Annotated in this window: 18 protein-coding genes; 16 read left to right on the top strand and 2 right to left on the bottom strand. The window is 39.3% G+C overall.

The window, feature by feature from the left end; all coding sequences use genetic code 11:
- Positions 1-123: 123 nt before the first annotated feature.
- A complete protein-coding gene (locus L8T27_RS16930; RefSeq protein WP_233315680.1) occupies positions 124-1,272 on the bottom strand; it encodes an LCP family protein in 1,149 nt (382 codons plus the stop codon).
- A 133-nt stretch (positions 1,273-1,405) separates the two neighbouring features.
- On the bottom strand, positions 1,406-2,038 hold the full coding sequence (locus L8T27_RS16925) for a YigZ family protein (protein WP_237941933.1): 633 nt from the start codon (positions 2,036-2,038) through the stop codon (positions 1,406-1,408).
- 490 nt (positions 2,039-2,528) lie between these two features.
- Between L8T27_RS16925 and L8T27_RS16920 the strand changes: the two genes are divergently transcribed.
- The 16 genes from L8T27_RS16920 (at position 2,529) to L8T27_RS16845 (ending at position 15,431) form a co-directional block, all read left to right on the top strand.
- Positions 2,529-3,674, top strand: coding sequence for a sensor histidine kinase (locus L8T27_RS16920; RefSeq protein ID WP_233315678.1), 1,146 nt, complete (start codon positions 2,529-2,531; stop codon positions 3,672-3,674).
- 33 nt (positions 3,675-3,707) lie between these two features.
- Positions 3,708-4,397 carry a response regulator gene (locus L8T27_RS16915; protein ID WP_233315677.1) on the top strand — a complete coding sequence of 230 codons (690 nt, stop codon included), beginning with the start codon at positions 3,708-3,710 and terminating at the stop codon, positions 4,395-4,397.
- A gap of 176 nt (positions 4,398-4,573) precedes the next feature.
- The gene (sda, locus tag L8T27_RS16910) at positions 4,574-4,705 is read left to right on the top strand and encodes a sporulation histidine kinase inhibitor Sda (protein ID WP_233315676.1); all 132 of its coding nucleotides are present in this window, start codon (positions 4,574-4,576) and stop codon (positions 4,703-4,705) included.
- Positions 4,706-4,857: 152 nt separating this feature from the next.
- Positions 4,858-5,697 (top strand): DegV family protein, encoded by an 840-nt coding sequence (locus tag L8T27_RS16905; RefSeq protein ID WP_237941932.1) that lies wholly within the window; start codon positions 4,858-4,860, stop codon positions 5,695-5,697.
- A gap of 116 nt (positions 5,698-5,813) precedes the next feature.
- The gene (locus L8T27_RS16900) at positions 5,814-7,304 is read left to right on the top strand and encodes an ATP-dependent helicase ComFA (protein ID WP_282581403.1); all 1,491 of its coding nucleotides are present in this window, start codon (positions 5,814-5,816) and stop codon (positions 7,302-7,304) included.
- Between the two features lie 11 nt (positions 7,305-7,315).
- Positions 7,316-8,008 (top strand): ComF family protein, encoded by a 693-nt coding sequence (locus L8T27_RS16895; RefSeq protein WP_233315674.1) that lies wholly within the window; start codon positions 7,316-7,318, stop codon positions 8,006-8,008.
- A 26-nt stretch (positions 8,009-8,034) separates the two neighbouring features.
- Positions 8,035-8,433 (top strand): TIGR03826 family flagellar region protein, encoded by a 399-nt coding sequence (locus L8T27_RS16890; RefSeq protein ID WP_233315673.1) that lies wholly within the window; start codon positions 8,035-8,037, stop codon positions 8,431-8,433.
- Between the two features lie 254 nt (positions 8,434-8,687).
- Positions 8,688-8,966, top strand: a complete 279-nt coding sequence (gene flgM / locus L8T27_RS16885) for a flagellar biosynthesis anti-sigma factor FlgM (RefSeq protein WP_233315672.1) — start codon at positions 8,688-8,690, stop codon at positions 8,964-8,966.
- Between the two features lie 20 nt (positions 8,967-8,986).
- Positions 8,987-9,484 (top strand): flagellar protein FlgN, encoded by a 498-nt coding sequence (locus tag L8T27_RS16880; RefSeq protein WP_233315671.1) that lies wholly within the window; start codon positions 8,987-8,989, stop codon positions 9,482-9,484.
- A gap of 13 nt (positions 9,485-9,497) precedes the next feature.
- A complete protein-coding gene (gene flgK / locus L8T27_RS16875) occupies positions 9,498-11,060 on the top strand; it encodes a flagellar hook-associated protein FlgK (protein ID WP_237941931.1) in 1,563 nt (520 codons plus the stop codon).
- An 11-nt stretch (positions 11,061-11,071) separates the two neighbouring features.
- Positions 11,072-11,959, top strand: coding sequence for a flagellar hook-associated protein FlgL (flgL, locus tag L8T27_RS16870; protein ID WP_233315669.1), 888 nt, complete (start codon positions 11,072-11,074; stop codon positions 11,957-11,959).
- A 141-nt stretch (positions 11,960-12,100) separates the two neighbouring features.
- On the top strand, positions 12,101-12,691 hold the full coding sequence (locus L8T27_RS16865) for a DUF6470 family protein (protein WP_233315668.1): 591 nt from the start codon (positions 12,101-12,103) through the stop codon (positions 12,689-12,691).
- A gap of 14 nt (positions 12,692-12,705) precedes the next feature.
- Complete coding sequence (gene fliW, locus L8T27_RS16860; protein WP_233315667.1) at positions 12,706-13,155, top strand: flagellar assembly protein FliW; 450 nt, start codon at positions 12,706-12,708, stop codon at positions 13,153-13,155.
- A 4-nt stretch (positions 13,156-13,159) separates the two neighbouring features.
- A complete protein-coding gene (csrA, locus tag L8T27_RS16855) occupies positions 13,160-13,381 on the top strand; it encodes a carbon storage regulator CsrA (RefSeq protein ID WP_237941930.1) in 222 nt (73 codons plus the stop codon).
- A gap of 140 nt (positions 13,382-13,521) precedes the next feature.
- Positions 13,522-14,337 carry a flagellin N-terminal helical domain-containing protein gene (locus tag L8T27_RS16850; RefSeq protein WP_237941927.1) on the top strand — a complete coding sequence of 272 codons (816 nt, stop codon included), beginning with the start codon at positions 13,522-13,524 and terminating at the stop codon, positions 14,335-14,337.
- A gap of 281 nt (positions 14,338-14,618) precedes the next feature.
- The gene (locus L8T27_RS16845; protein ID WP_237941928.1) at positions 14,619-15,431 is read left to right on the top strand and encodes a flagellin N-terminal helical domain-containing protein; all 813 of its coding nucleotides are present in this window, start codon (positions 14,619-14,621) and stop codon (positions 15,429-15,431) included.
- Positions 15,432-15,469 lie beyond the last annotated feature (38 nt).

Here is a 15,469-nt window from a genome sequence, read left to right as displayed (position 1 = left end):
GATGTTTCCCTCGTTCGTGATAGTTTTTATGGCATCAATAGTATTTACAAAAACTAGCCATTTTATAGGGGAAACAATAAAAAAGACGATGGGAAGCTTGTCCCATCGTCCTTTTTATGACATTTAATTAGTTGTCGTTGTATCTGTTGTGGATTCATTATATGTCGAATCCGTCGTTGATGTGCCTGTGCTGTCCGTCGTTCCAGTAGTGCTGTCTGTAGAAGTATCAGAAGAACCAGTAGTATCCGTTGTTGTGTCATCACTGCTGTTTATATCATCTTTAATTCCTAGATGCTCCTGCAGGATTGCTTTTGTTTCTTCCAATGCTGTTGGGTCTAACTGGTACACATATGCACCATCTACGTTGCCGTCAGAGCCAGTTAAAGTCAAGCTTTCCACTTGCAGGCCGTTTTCAGCTGTCGCATATGCCAGAAGGGACTGAATATTGCTGAATGAAAGGTCTGTTGTCATGTTATCGCCGACAGCCTCCATTAGCTTGGAATACTTTGTAATAGCTTGAGCGGAAACAGCTTTATCCATAATTGCCTTCATAATCAATTGCTGGCGTTTCCCGCGTTCAATGTCATTGTCGATTTTTCGTGTTCTAGCTAGTGCTAACGCTTCTTCACCATTAAGAGTCTGTAAGCCTTTTTCTAAATGAATAGCATTTTCACCTTTTTGGTCTTTCGAGTTTTGCTCTGTAAATGTTACAGGAACGTCAACTTCAATGCCGCCAAGTGCTTCAACAACATCCATGAAAGCATCAAAGTTCATTTTTGCGTAATAATCTACAGGTACATCCAATAAGTTCTCTACTGTTTCAATGGTCGATGTTACACCGCCAAAGTAATGGGCATGTGTGATTTTGTCGTTATAGCCTCTTTCAGGGATATAAACATAGGAATCACGGGGAATGCTCAATAGCTTGACTGATTTTTCTTTTTCATTCAATGTTGCAAGCATTAATGCATCTGAACGGGATCTCGTCGTTCCAGATGATGACGAACGTTTTTCACTGTCATCGACACCGATAAACAGAATCGATATATCATCTATATCAGGGTCTACTGCCGCATCACGGAGAGAAGATTCTCTGTCAATCGGCTGGTAGGAGTCTTCTACCACTGATTTTGCCTTTGTATAGAGGAATGCGCCATAGCCAATGCCACTTGCGGCAATCACCAGTAATGGTACTAGAATGAAGGTTAGGATTTTCTTTCTCTTTCGCTTCTTTTTATTATGGTTTACATAAGATTCTCTATTTGATGCCATTGGTTTCTCCTTTAAAGTGTTGATTTTAGAAACTATTTATAGCCATTATTCTTATCTTACTATCTCATCTCATATTAATAACTAGTGTTTTATTTCTTATTAAGGAATAATTTAATAAGAAAAGGGAAAATATTCATATGAGGGATTCGAGATAGACAGCTTCTTTTTCTGTTAGTATGCCCTGGCCATTCGTTAATTCTGTCATCCAATCCTTGTATGATTCAATATTTTCTGTTTCAACATACACATCAATCTCTACTGCCTCTAAATAGTGGATTTCCTTCAATTGATAAGGGGAGGATCTTAATTCATTTTCTATTTTTCCGAGGAAAGTATAGTCGATAGTAACACCTATTACTGTCATTAATTTTCTCTCTACAACACCAGTTGCTGTGATGCCTTCAGAGGCTGATTTTCCGTATGCACGGATAAGACCGCCGGCACCAAGCTTAACTCCCCCAAAGTAGCGTGTTACGACAACTGCTGTATCTTTCAGCTTCCTTTTTTTCAGCACTTCTAAAATCGGGACTCCGGCTGTACCGCTTGGCTCTCCATCGTCATTTGCCTTTTGAATTTGGTCATTTTCACCGATTAAATAAGCTGAACAGTTATGGGTTGCATCTTTATGCTTTTTTTTAATATCTATAATAAACGCTTGTGCTTCTTCTTCACTAGTAGCTCTGCAGACATGTGCGATGAAGCGCGATTTCTGTATGATGATCTCATGTTCTCCATAGCCTTTTACAGTATGGTAGCAAGGAAGCATTCAAATCGCTCCTTTCTAATAAAAAACTCATAAAATGTTTGTTATAACGAACGAATAAGAATATAATATTTTATAGCCTTATTTCATTATAATTCGACATTCTTCATTCTTCAATTGTTGATGTGTTTGTAACAGAATTTTAATATTAGTCCGATATCTCCATGTTATAATAAGTAAAACTCCATGCCCAAAAAGTCCCTTGCAAAAAAAGCGGATTTAACGTGATTTAAACGTAAATACAGAATTGCCACGGATTGGCTGTATTGACGTAAGATGGCAGAATAGGGCAAAGGACATTTGTATATGATAAAATAAAATCCTTAAAATTTTCTTAAATAGGTAATTAGTATCACTCTTATTGGGTAATATATATGTCGAAATAACGATTTTATAATATTTAACCATGAAATTATACATATTTTCTACTTTCACGCTAAAATAAGATTTGATACAGGAAGGGTTTTCAGCCTTTTTGGAGGAATTATATAATATGATAATAAGGAAATTTGATACGAAAACACTAGATTTCATATTAGAAAAAATGGTTGAGACTGTCAGCTCCAGCAAGGATGAAATATTTCGCATTGGAGAACAGTGTCGAAAGGATTATGAGAAGCTGACAGAAGAGCTAAAAGAAATAAGAAATCTAGTCCTGCAAACAATTGAAGAAGGAGATAAGCTCGAGGCGCAATCCCGCTTTGCAAGGAAACGCTTGTCAGAAGTAAGCAAGCATTTCAATGAGTACTCCGAGCTTGAAGTGCGTGAGGCGTATGAAAAGGCGCACAGCCTGCAAATGGACCTCAGCATGAACAGACATCTGGAAAAACAATATCGTGAAAGGCGCGACGATATTGAGAGAAGGCTCATTGGGCTTGACGAGACAATTGAAAGGGCCGATCATCTTGTCACCCAAATTACCGTTGTAATGAAATACTTAATCAGTGATTTGAAGCAGGTAGGGGAAGTCCTTGAGGATGCAAAACAAAAGCAGGACTTTGGCCTAAAAATAATCGGAGCCCAGGAAGAGGAGCGAAAGCGGCTTTCAAGGGAAATTCATGACGGTCCCGCTCAAATGATGGCAAACGTTATGATGCGCTCTGATCTAATTGAAAGAATATATAAGGAACATGGTGCACAAGAAGCATTTGAAGAGATTAAAAATCTTAAGCTGATGGTCCGCAGTGCTCTGTATGAAGTGAGACGAATCATCTATGACCTTCGCCCGATGGCTTTGGATGATTTAGGTCTTGTTCCTACATTAAAAAAATATTTAAAGACAACAGAAGAGTATTATCAAACAGCTAGTATCAGCTTTTCAACAATAGGCAAGGAAATAAGGCTGCCAGGCAAATATGAAGTAGCATTGTTCCGGCTTATTCAAGAATCCGTTCAGAATGCGTTGAAGCATGCAGAAGCAAAGACAATCCTTGTAAAAATAGAGATGAGACGCGATCAAGTAATCGTAGTCATCAAGGATGACGGCAAAGGGTTTGATAAGACGGTTAAAAAGCAAGAATCCTTTGGGTTAATTGGGATGAGAGAGAGAGTAGAGCTGCTTGAAGGGGAATTATCAATTGACTCTAAAATTGGATCAGGAACACTTGTTATGATTAATGTTCCAATAAAAACTACTTAAATTGATAGTGTGAGAATAGGGGAGGCGAAGCAATTGGCTACAACGAAAATAGTTATTATAGATGATCATCAATTGTTCAGGGAAGGTGTTAAACGTATCTTGGATTTCGAATCAAGCTTTGAAGTTGTCGCAGAAGGCGATGACGGTTCACAAGCGATCCAGCTTGTAGAAGAATATCAGCCTGATGTAACAATCATGGATATTAACATGCCGACAACAAATGGTGTGGAAGCGACAAGACAGCTTTTGGAGAAGTTTCCAGAAACAAAAGTCATTATCCTTTCCATTCATGATGATGAAAACTATGTAACACATGCACTAAAAACAGGAGCAAGCGGCTATCTATTAAAAGAGATGGATGCAGATGCACTTGTAGAAGCAGTTAAAGTAGTGGCGGACGGCGGGTCATACTTGCATCCGAAAGTTACGCATAACCTTGTAAATGAATACCGCAGATTGGCAATGGAAGAGTCAGGCGGCGGAGAGCATTATGTTCAAACAGTTGAAATAAGAAGACCGCTACATCTGTTAACACGCCGTGAGTGTGAAGTATTGCAGCTTCTTGCAGACGGTAAGAGCAACAGAGGTATAGGTGAAGCATTATTTATCAGTGAAAAAACGGTAAAAAACCATGTCAGCAATATCCTGCAAAAAATGAACGTAAACGACCGGACACAAGCAGTTGTCGTAGCGATCAAAAACGGCTGGGTAGAAGTGCGCTAAAAGAGTTTCCCTCTATTGGGAAGCTTTTTTTTTGCGAAAATGTCGATTTTTGTCCAAAGAAGCAGAAAAATTCATATTTTTGTAAAAAAGTCGACGGAATTAGGATAAAATCCCTATGTGCAACAGCGGTTAGATAGTGCAGAATATTCATAAATAAAGGGATAGGAGTGCTTGAGATGAGCGGAGTAAATATTCTTTCAAATGCTGAGCTGGTAAAAGCATATCGCCTGGCAATCTCACTTGATTTGGAAGTCGAATTTATCGCCATACTTTTTGAAGAATTGAATCGCAGAGAATTGAAATACTGACATAATGTCTTTCTATATATGATAAACGTCTGCTATAAACTACCTTTTTTGTCTACAATAATAAAATTAGCCTATATTTGATGCAAATATTTTATTTTTTAGTTAAAATATACATCATACAATTGTATAGATAAGGAAGGTATTACACAAAAATGAAAACAGCTATTGTAACAGATAGTACTGCTTATATAACAAAAGAAGTAAAAGACAAATATGATATACATATGATTCCGTTAACGGTTGTGTTCGGAAATGAAATTTATGAAGAAGAGGTAGATTTGGAGGCTGGTCAATTTTACGAAGAAGTAAAAACAAAACCGCTTCCGACTACCTCTCAGCCGTCGATTGGGAAGTTTGCTGAACTATTTGAGCGCCTTTCACATGATTACGATGAAGTAATCAGCATCCATCTATCAAGCGGCATCAGCGGGACTTACCAAGGTGCAATAACTGCTGGCACTATGGTTGATAACATCAATGTTTTTGCATTTGATACAGAAATCAGCTGCATGGTTCAAGGTTTCTATGCAATAGAAGCTGCCAAGCTTTCCAAGGCTGGCAAAACTGCTGCAGAAATTATTCCTATACTTGAAGAGCTTAAAAAGACAAGCCATGCTTATTTCATGGTGGATGATTTAGCTCATTTGCAGCGCGGCGGACGCTTGTCCAGTGCACAAGCATTGATTGGCAGCCTGCTTCAAGTAAAACCGCTATTGCATTTCGAAGACAAGGTCATTGTTCCTTTCGAAAAGATTCGCACAAGAAAAAAAGCGATGAAGCGCATTGTCGATCTTCTTGCAGAAGCAACTAATGGCGAAGAGTACCAGGCAGTCATCATCCATGCAAACCGAGAAGAGGAAGCGATTGAATGGAAAAGGGAGCTTTCAGAAACATACCCTAATATTGAGTTTTCCATCAGCTACTTCGGTGCAGTTATCGGCACTCATCTTGGCGAAGGGTCCATGGGCCTTGGCTGGATGAAAAAACTATAAAACGTTCAAGATCCTGTCTATTAATAGAGACAGGATTTTTATTTTGTTAGGAGGAATTAAAGCATGCATAAAGAATAATGAATAAGTAAAATAAAATGAATAAGGAGGCGCACATAATGCTTTTTAGCATTTCCCCACAGAACGAGCTCATTCCTGTCCTCGCTCCTCGGCCTGATTTAATGCGTATTACAGACCTTCCTCTCCAAACTCCTCATCCACTAGACACTAATTTCTGCTACAGTAAAAATCTCCAAGCAACCTTAGAAGGTAAAAAACTGCTTTTTGAGGAAATTTCCATTTCATTAGAAGAAATCCAAGAACACTACCTGAAAGGCTATTGTGCCTATCATCCTGGCATTAGAAGAAATAGCAATAAGCTCATTTGCGCACGATGCGGAAATAAGCGCCAAGAGCTTTTTGCTTCCTACCAATGTGCCCGGTGCAAGAGGGCCTGTGCTTATTGCCGCAATTGTGTGATGATGGGCAGAATATCTGAATGTAGCCCGCTGATTAGCTGGACAGGTCCAGCAACCGTTATAACTCCTTGCACATTAGAATGGCAGGGTAGCCTTTCTCCAGGACAGCAGCATGCCTCCAGCACAATAGTGGAAGCTGTCGAACGAAACAGTGAAATTCTTGTGTGGGCAGTTTGTGGTGCAGGGAAAACGGAAGTTTTATTTAAAGGAATAGAAAAAGCCCTCAGCACACAAAAAAGAGTGTGTATTGCCACTCCAAGAACAGATGTCGTCCTTGAACTGACACCGAGGCTGCAGCGAGCCTTTCCAACAATCAACGTAATCCCTTTGTATGGTGACAGCGGCAACAAGCTGAAGCACAGCTCACTGTTTATCAGCACAACGCATCAGTTATATCGCTTTGAGCAAGCTTTTGACCTCATTATTCTTGATGAAATGGACGCATTTCCATACTCTGCTGATGAAACATTGCAGCATGCCATAAATAAAGCGAGAAAAAGTAAATCAACATTGGTGTATTTAACAGCAACTCCTAATAAAAGCTGGCAGCGTAAATGCAAACATAAAAAGATAGCGTATGTAAAAATCCCGGCACGTTATCACAGACACCCATTGCCTGTTCCTCGCTTTATATGGTGCGGCAATTGGGAAAAGCTCCTAAATCAAGGCAAGCTGCCCCAAAGGCTGCTTGTATGGTTAAAGGAGCGGCTAAGCAAGGGCAAACAAGTTCTCTTATTTTTGCCGAAGATAGCGCAATTAGAAAAAGCAAAGACTATTTTGGGACAGTTGGACAGCAAGGTGGAATCAGTTTTTGCTGCCGATCCGCACAGAATAGACAAGGTGAAAAAAATGCGAAACAAGGAAATAAATCTGCTGATTACTACGACTATATTGGAAAGAGGTGTTACTTTTCCAAATATAGATGTTGCTGTATTAGGTGCAGAAAATGATGTGTTCACTGATAGTGCTCTTATTCAAATTGCCGGGAGAGCTGGAAGAAGCAGCGAGCATCCAGACGGAGATGTGGTGTTTTTTCATCATGGGAAAACATGGAGTATGGTCGAGGCAAAGAATCAAATCGAAAACAGTAATAAGGAAGCTGCCCAAACAGGCATGCTTCTGCTTAGGTGAGGAGGAATAAAGTGCATTGTACATTTTGTTTAACTTCCCTAAGACCTGTCTTAAACTGGACTAGTTTATTTGCTGAGCAAAAAAGCGAATTGCTTTGTGAAGAATGCAAAAGTAAATTAGAGTTCATTACAGGAAGTCGGTGTTCTATTTGCAGTCGGCCTTTCTCTCGCATTGATTCAGAATATATAAGGGGCAGCTTGTGTCTTGATTGCTATAAGTGGGAACAAGATCCTCAATGGAAAGGAGTGCTGGATGGCAATACCTCTATTTTTGTGTATAATGACTTTTTAAAAGAAATCATTGCCCTTTTTAAATACAGAGGAGATCATAAAGTAGCAGGAGCGTTCGCTGCATACTTTCCCAAAAAAACTGCAAGAGGAAGAGTGGTATCACCTATACCGTTAAGTGAGGAAAGACTGTATGAGCGAGGCTTTAATCAATCAGAGGCAATTCTTGCATATACTCATTTAGGCTACAAGCAGCTATTATCTCGCGTTCATGGTGATAAACAGTCGAAAATCAGCAGACAGGAAAGATTGGAAAATACTGCTGTGTTTTCTGCGGCAAATATTGAGGGCTGCCATGCTCAACATGTGCTGCTCGTTGACGATATATATACTACAGGTGCAACGGTAAGGCAGGCGGCTAAAGTGTTGAAAAATGCAGGAGCCAATACTGTCATTTCGTTCACTGTTGCGAGATGACAATTACTATGGGAGGAAAAGAGAAAATGGCTGAATTAGCGAACTGCCCTAAATGTGGGGACATTTATGTAGTAAATAATCTTAGGGATATTTGCCCTAAGTGCTATAAGCAAGAAGAAGCGGATTATGAAAAAGTGTATCAATTCATTCGCAAAAAGCAAAACAGAACAGCACCGATGGAACAAGTTGTGGCAAATACAGGAGTCGAAAAATCGTTAATATATAAATGGATTAAAAAAGGACGCATTAAGCTGTCCCAGTTTCCTAACTTAGGTTATCCATGTGCAAAATGCGGCACACAAATCAGAGAAGGAAAGCTTTGCACGAGCTGTCTGTCGAACTTGCAAGGAGATATTAAAAGCATGGAAGCAGAAGAGGAACGAAAAAAACAGGCAAAATCAGCCACTTACTTTACTGGTAAATAATAGATAAACCTTAGCTCTTGGGCTGTACGTGACAGCCCAGATGCATACTTCGTTACCTTCTCTGTAGAATCTCCTAGACCAATCCTCACGACTTATTCATCAATATAGGAAAATACTCTTGGTGTTCCTGTTTTAAATTAGTCTTTTTGGCGCATTTTAAGAAAAAGCGAAGGAAATGTTTAAATAAAACGCTAATCATCCGATACTAGAGGTAGAGCTTTTCTGTACGGAAAAAAAGAAAGCGAGGAATAAACATGAAAATTAATAATTACGGAACACAAGGAATTAATCCATATAAAAAACAAGTAAGTAAAATAGATCAAGTAAAAACAGAAGCAGTTAAGGGGACAGACAAAATTGAAATCTCCTCTGCTGCTAAAGAACTTCAGCAAGTGACTCAAGTGTCACAAGCAAGAACTGAAAAAATTGAAGCATTAAAAAAACAAATTCAAAATGGCACATATGAAGTTCGTTCAGAGGATATTGCAAACAGCATTGTCAATTTCTATACGAAGAATAATCAAGCTAACTAATACTAAAAGGAGGGTCTCTAATGTCTGCGTCCTTATTGATTGAAGTGCTGGAAAAGCTCGTTAACTCTCATGCAAGCCTGTATGAAGTGGCGAAGAACAAAACAGAGATCATAAAGAAGGGGGATATAGAGTCCCTTCAGCAAGTAATGAAAGATGAGCAAGCGCATATCATGAGCATTCAAAAGCTGGAAGCGGCACGAGTAGAAGTTTGCCGAAAAATTGTTAAGACCGTTCATAATCCTACTATTTCTGATTGTTTAGAACTGATGGAGCCAGAACCTGCGAAACAGGCGGGCGAGGCAGCGGATAAACTGCGAAGCATTATTGGAGAGTTAAAAGATGCGAATACGTTAAATCAGCAGCTGTTAAGACAATCGATGCAATTTGTGAATGTATCATTAAGCTTGTTAAAACCAACCAAACAAAGCCTTAATTACGGTAAGCCGGTAAATGGAAATTCTGTTCACACAGGCAACATCGGAAAAACATCAAGCAGTCTTTTAAATATGAAGGCATAATGGAGGAGAAGTCATGGGATCAACCTTTATGGGACTTGAAACAGCAAGACGAGGGCTGGTAGCGCAGCAAAGTGCCCTATATACAACAGGTAATAATATTTCAAATGCTAATACTCTAGGCTACACTCGTCAAAGAGTTGACTTAGAGCAATCACAAAGCTTTCCTGGAGTCGGACAGAATGCGCCGAGAATTGCAGGACAATTAGGTACAGGTGTTACAGCAGGATCTGTCAGCAGAATCAGAGACAGCTTCCTTGATACACAATACCGCTCTGAGTCAAGCAAGCTGGGATATTGGGAAAACCGTACTACAGCAATGAGCAATCTTGAGACAATCATGAATGAACCTTCTGAGTCCGGGCTGTCTTCTTCGATGGATTCTTTCTGGGAATCATTGCAGGATTTGGCAACAGATCCACAGAATTCTGGAGCACGTGCCGTTGTGCGTCAACGCGGTATTGCCGTATCAGAAACATTCAATTACTTGCATAAAACAGTATCAGCTGAAAAGAGCGATGCGAAAAACGAGCTTGGTGTTGCAGAAAAAGCAATTAATACTATTCTTACTCAGTTAGACCAAGTTAATAAACAAATCGGCAGTGTAGAACCAAACGGATACTTGCCAAACGATTTATATGATCAGCGAGACAGCTTGCTGGACGAGCTTTCTTCTTATGCGAATATTAAAGTATCGTATGAAGCTTCTGGAGGCAATGCATTAGCACAAGCTGAAGGTAAAGCTGTTGTTACATTAGTTGATGATAAAGGCAACGCCTTGGGTACTTTAGTTGATAAAAATGGATATAACACAATCAAAGTTAACAGCAATGCTGATGACAGTGCTGTAACAAGCATAACCATCGGAGATTCAGAGATTAATATTAATGACTTTGAATCTACTGGGAAATTAAAGAGTATCGTAGAAGCATATGGCTATGAAGATGCAGATGGCAATTTGAAGGGCATATATAATGATATGTTGACAGAGTTAGATAACCTTGCTTATACATTTGCAACGAAGTTTAATGAGGTTCACCAAGAAGGGATGAGCCCGAACGAAATTGAAGCAGGCGAAAACCAGTCGATCTCCTTCTTTGCTGATTCTGAAAGTGCAGATGGAGCCATTACAGATCGCAGTGGATTTGCAAGCAGAATCTCGATTTCTTCGAGCATTGAAAGCAGCTTAGATAATATTGCGAATGCTTCACCTGGAACAGATCCTTCGCAAGCAACACTTGGTGATGCAACATATGTGAGCAAATTGGCTGACATCATTAACCAGAAGTATGATTACGGCAACAATTCAGAGATGTCTAACTTCCGCAACTACTATGAAGGGGTTATCGGAAGTATGGCAGTTAGCGCACAGGAAGCAGAGAAGATGACTTCAAATGCAACGACTTTGCAGCAGACTGTTGAGAACAAACGGATGAGTACAAGTGCTGTTTCACTGGATGAAGAAATGACAAATATGATTCAATTCCAACAGGCTTACAATGCGGCAGCAAGAATGATTTCATTATCAGATGAACTTTTAGATACGATAATAAACGGCATGGGTGTCGGAGGGAGATAGGTGATTAAGCAATGCGCGTAACACAATCAATGCTTTCAGCAAACAGCTTGCGTAATATCAGCAACAGCTACAATAAGATGAACCAATTATCGAACCAAGTAGCAACAGGAAAAAAAATCACAAAACCATCAGATGATCCAGTTGTAGCGATGAAGGGTATGTACTACCGCTCCAGCCTGTCAGAGGTAGAGCAGTATAAACGCAACCTGTCAGAGCTGTACCTGTGGATGGATAACTCAGAGGCGTCAATGAACCAAGCAAGCTCAGGGCTAGACCGGGTAAGAGAATTGCTTGTTCAAGGGAAAACAGATACGAACGGTGTGGATGAAAGAGGAGCAATCGCTGAAGAAATTAACCAGATTAAAGAAGACTTGGTAAATGTAGCGAACACAAAGGTAAACGGAAAATACCTGTTCCATGGTACAGATATTTCTAATCCACCAGTAACTGCAGGAAACCCTCCGCAGGTTGCAGCGAATATTGCCGACGGATCAATTGACAGTTATACAGTGGAAGTTTCAAGCGGCGTTTCAATGAAAGCGAACGTGAATCCAGCAACCTTCAACCAAGAAATGTTTGATGTTGTACAGGAAATTCAAGACAAAATGGAAAACAATGATACAACAGGATTAGATGAATTGCTGACAAGACTTGATTCTGTCATGAATTCCTTGTCTAGCGAAAAGTCTGAGCTTGGTGCAAGATATAACCGCTTAGAAATGGTTGAGTCTAGAATTGACGCACAAGAAGTGCTTGCTAACAAAGTTCTTTCAGATAATGAAGATGTTGATATGGAAGTAGCAATCACAAACTTGTCTGTTCAGGAAAGTGTTCATAACGCTTCATTGAGCGTAGGAGCAAGAATTATTCAGACATCATTAATTGACTTCTTAAGATAATATAACTGACTTGGCTGGAAGCTTCGTTTTAAGACATTCCTAATCACTAGGCAAACGTCTCATTTCGCCTCAGTATTGTATAAACACTTGAAGCTATTCTGTAATGAATAGCTTTTTTTTATAGAAAGGAGAGAAATATTCATGCAAATACCACAGCTGCGGATTGATTCAACACCTGCTAAGCTTGGACTTACAACAGTCCAGCCGCAAGTTCAAATGGAGCAAAAGCCTGCTGATTTGTATATTGAGCAGCCAAAGGCAGAGCTGATTATTGATAAAAAAGCTGCTACTTTGACAATCGACCAAACAGAGGCAAGAGCCTATGAAGGTATGAAAACACGAGAAAGATTCATTGATGATTATGTCCAAAAAGGCCGCCAAGAATGGCTTAAAGGAATTGCAAGACGCATAAAAGACGGACAGCAGCTTGCAGCAATTGAAAATAAAGGTAATCCGATTCCGCAAATTGCCAAAAGAAACAGCGAAGGACCGCCGAAGCAGTTTGGTCTAGGCTGGATACCGCCAGCAAACAGTGTCAAAATCCAATATGATCCAGGCTATGTGAAAACATCCTTTGAAACACATGAACCAATTATTGATGTTAACCAAAATAAGCCACTAATCGACTATACACCTGGAAAAGTTATAACAGAATTAGTTCAATATCCAAGTTTAGAGATTCATTTTGAAAATTTAAAGTCCAATGGGGTAAACTATCAACAATCAAAATAAAAGGACTGATGTAATTGAAAATTAATACAAAGTTTCATGGAGAAAAAGAAATAACCGACAAGGAAATCATTCATTTTCCAAAAGGAATTCCTGCATTTGAAGAAGAACAACAATTCGTCATCCTGCCGATTGATGACCAAGAGCATATATTTATCCTTCAGTCTGTCACAAATGAAAATCTTGGTTTTGTTGTTGCAAACCCCTTCGTTTTTTTCAAGGAATATGAGTTTGAACTAGCAGAATCTACGACAAGCTTTTTAGAGCTAGAGTCAGATAGGGATGTTCTTATCTTTACCATTTTGACAGTCCAGGATCCTTTTGCAAAAACAACCGCTAATTTACAGGCGCCGATTATTCTTAACATAAAAAACAATCAAGCCCAGCAAGTAATTCTAAATTTGCCTGAATACAAAACAAAGCACAGCATTTTTTCACAACAACAATCAGAAGCGGTAAAGGGGTGAGAAGATGCTCGTACTATCCAGAAAAGTCGGCGAAGTAATCAAAATAGGCAATGACATCGAATTAACAGTCGTGTCGGTTAGCGGAGATCAAGTAAAGTTAGGAATCAGTGCACCTAAACAAGTCGAAATACATCGTAAAGAAGTATTTGACCAAATTTATAATGAAAATAAAGCAGCATCTGTTGATATCAGCAGTGTATTAAATGTCTTCAAAAAAAATAAATAAAAAAGTATAAAAAACATTAAACAAAAAATTCTCCTGCCGATATATAAAGTAGAGAGGGGAAGGGCGGCCGACCTTCCCTAATCCTATAAAAGACAGTCCACAAGGATGTGGGCATATAATTCAAGGAGGAGAAATTTACAATGAGAATCAATCACAATATCGCTGCATTAAACACATACCGTCAATTGAGCTCTGCAACAACTGCTCAATCTAAATCAATGGAGAAATTGTCTTCAGGTCAACGTATCAACCGTGCTGGTGACGATGCTGCTGGTCTAGCAATCTCTGAAAAAATGCGTGGACAAATTCGCGGTTTGGATCAAGCATCTCGTAACTCACAAGATGGTATCTCTCTAATCCAAACAGCTGAAGGTGCATTGAATGAAACACATGCAATTCTTCAACGTATGCGTGAGCTAGCTGTACAAGGTGGTAACGATACAAATACTACTGATGACAGAACTCAAATTCAAACAGAACTAAACCAATTAATGTCTGAAGTTGACCGTATTGCTAATACAACTGAGTTCAACACACAAAACCTATTAAAAGGTTCATTCTCTGCAACACTACAAGTAGGAGCTAATGATGGACAAACTATCAACTTCTCTATTAGTGGAATGGGTGCAGCTAGCCTTGGTCTTACAGCTGCTAATATTTCAGTAGGAAGTAACCTGCTTGCAAGTGGCACAATTTCAACATTAGATGCTGCAATTAAAACAGTTTCTACACAACGTTCAAACCTAGGTGCATTGCAAAACCGCCTAGAGCACACAATCAACAACTTGGATACATCTTCTGAGAACTTGACTGCTGCAGAATCTCGTGTTCGTGACGTAGATATGGCGAAAGAAATGATGAACCAAACGAAAAACTCTATTCTTGCTCAAGCAGCTCAATCTATGCTTGCTCAAGCAAACCAACAACCACAAGGCGTACTTCAATTACTTCAATAATTGGCTGCGTACTTCTGGGAAAGGACTGCCTATTTTTGGCGGTCCTTTTATGTTTTATGATACTTTCCAGTTGAGTGGCTGTGAATCGATTTATATATATAGGAATTGTGTTTTAAAGATATTCTTTCTATGGAAAAACTTACAAATGAAATACAGCTAAATAAAAAATTCTCCTGCCGATATATATAGTAGAGGGGGGAAGGGCTGCAGAACTTCCTTAATCTATACAATAAATTCGTCCACAAGGATGTGGATAACAATTTCAAGGAGGAAAATTAACAATGAGAATCAATCATAATATCGCTGCATTAAACACATACCGTCAATTGAGCTCCGCAAGTACTGCTCAATCTAAATCAATGGAGAAATTGTCTTCAGGTCAACGTATTAACCGTGCTGGAGATGACGCTGCTGGTCTAGCAATCTCTGAAAAAATGCGTGGACAGATCCGCGGTTTGGATCAAGCATCTCGTAACTCACAAGATGGTATCTCTCTAATCCAAACAGCTGAAGGTGCATTGAACGAAACACATGCAATTCTTCAACGTATGCGTGAACTAGCTGTTCAAGGTGGTAACGATACAAACACTACTGATGACAGAGCACAAATTAAAACAGAAATAGACCAATTAACAAAAGAAATTGATCGTATTGCTGATACAACAGAATTTAACACGCAAAACCTACTAGGTGGAAGTTTCTCCGCGACACTACAAGTAGGAGCTAATGATGGACAAACTATCAACTTTACAATCAGCGCAATGGATGCTGATGGTCTAGGGATATCAGGAACAATTAGTGTAGGAACAAACGCGCAAGCAAGTGCTTCTATCTCTAAATTAGATGAAGCAATTAAAACTGTTTCAACACAACGTTCAAACCTTGGAGCATTACAAAATCGCCTAGAGCACACAATCAACAACTTGGATACATCATCTGAGAACTTGACGGCTGCAGAATCTCGTGTACGTGACGTAGACATGGCGAAAGAAATGATGAACCAAACAAAGAACTCTATCCTTGCTCAAGCAGCTCAATCAATGCTTGCTCAAGCAAACCAACAACCACAAGGCGTACTACAGTTACTTCAATAATTTTATTAATTGAGAAAGGGCTGCCTTTATTATTATAG

Origin of the sequence: Niallia sp. Man26, from assembly GCF_022049065.2 — a bacterium.
GTDB lineage: Bacteria > Bacillota > Bacilli > Bacillales > Cytobacillaceae > Niallia.
The sequence above is the reverse complement of the archived record's forward strand: the minus strand, read 5'-3'. Positions and strand labels throughout refer to the sequence as shown.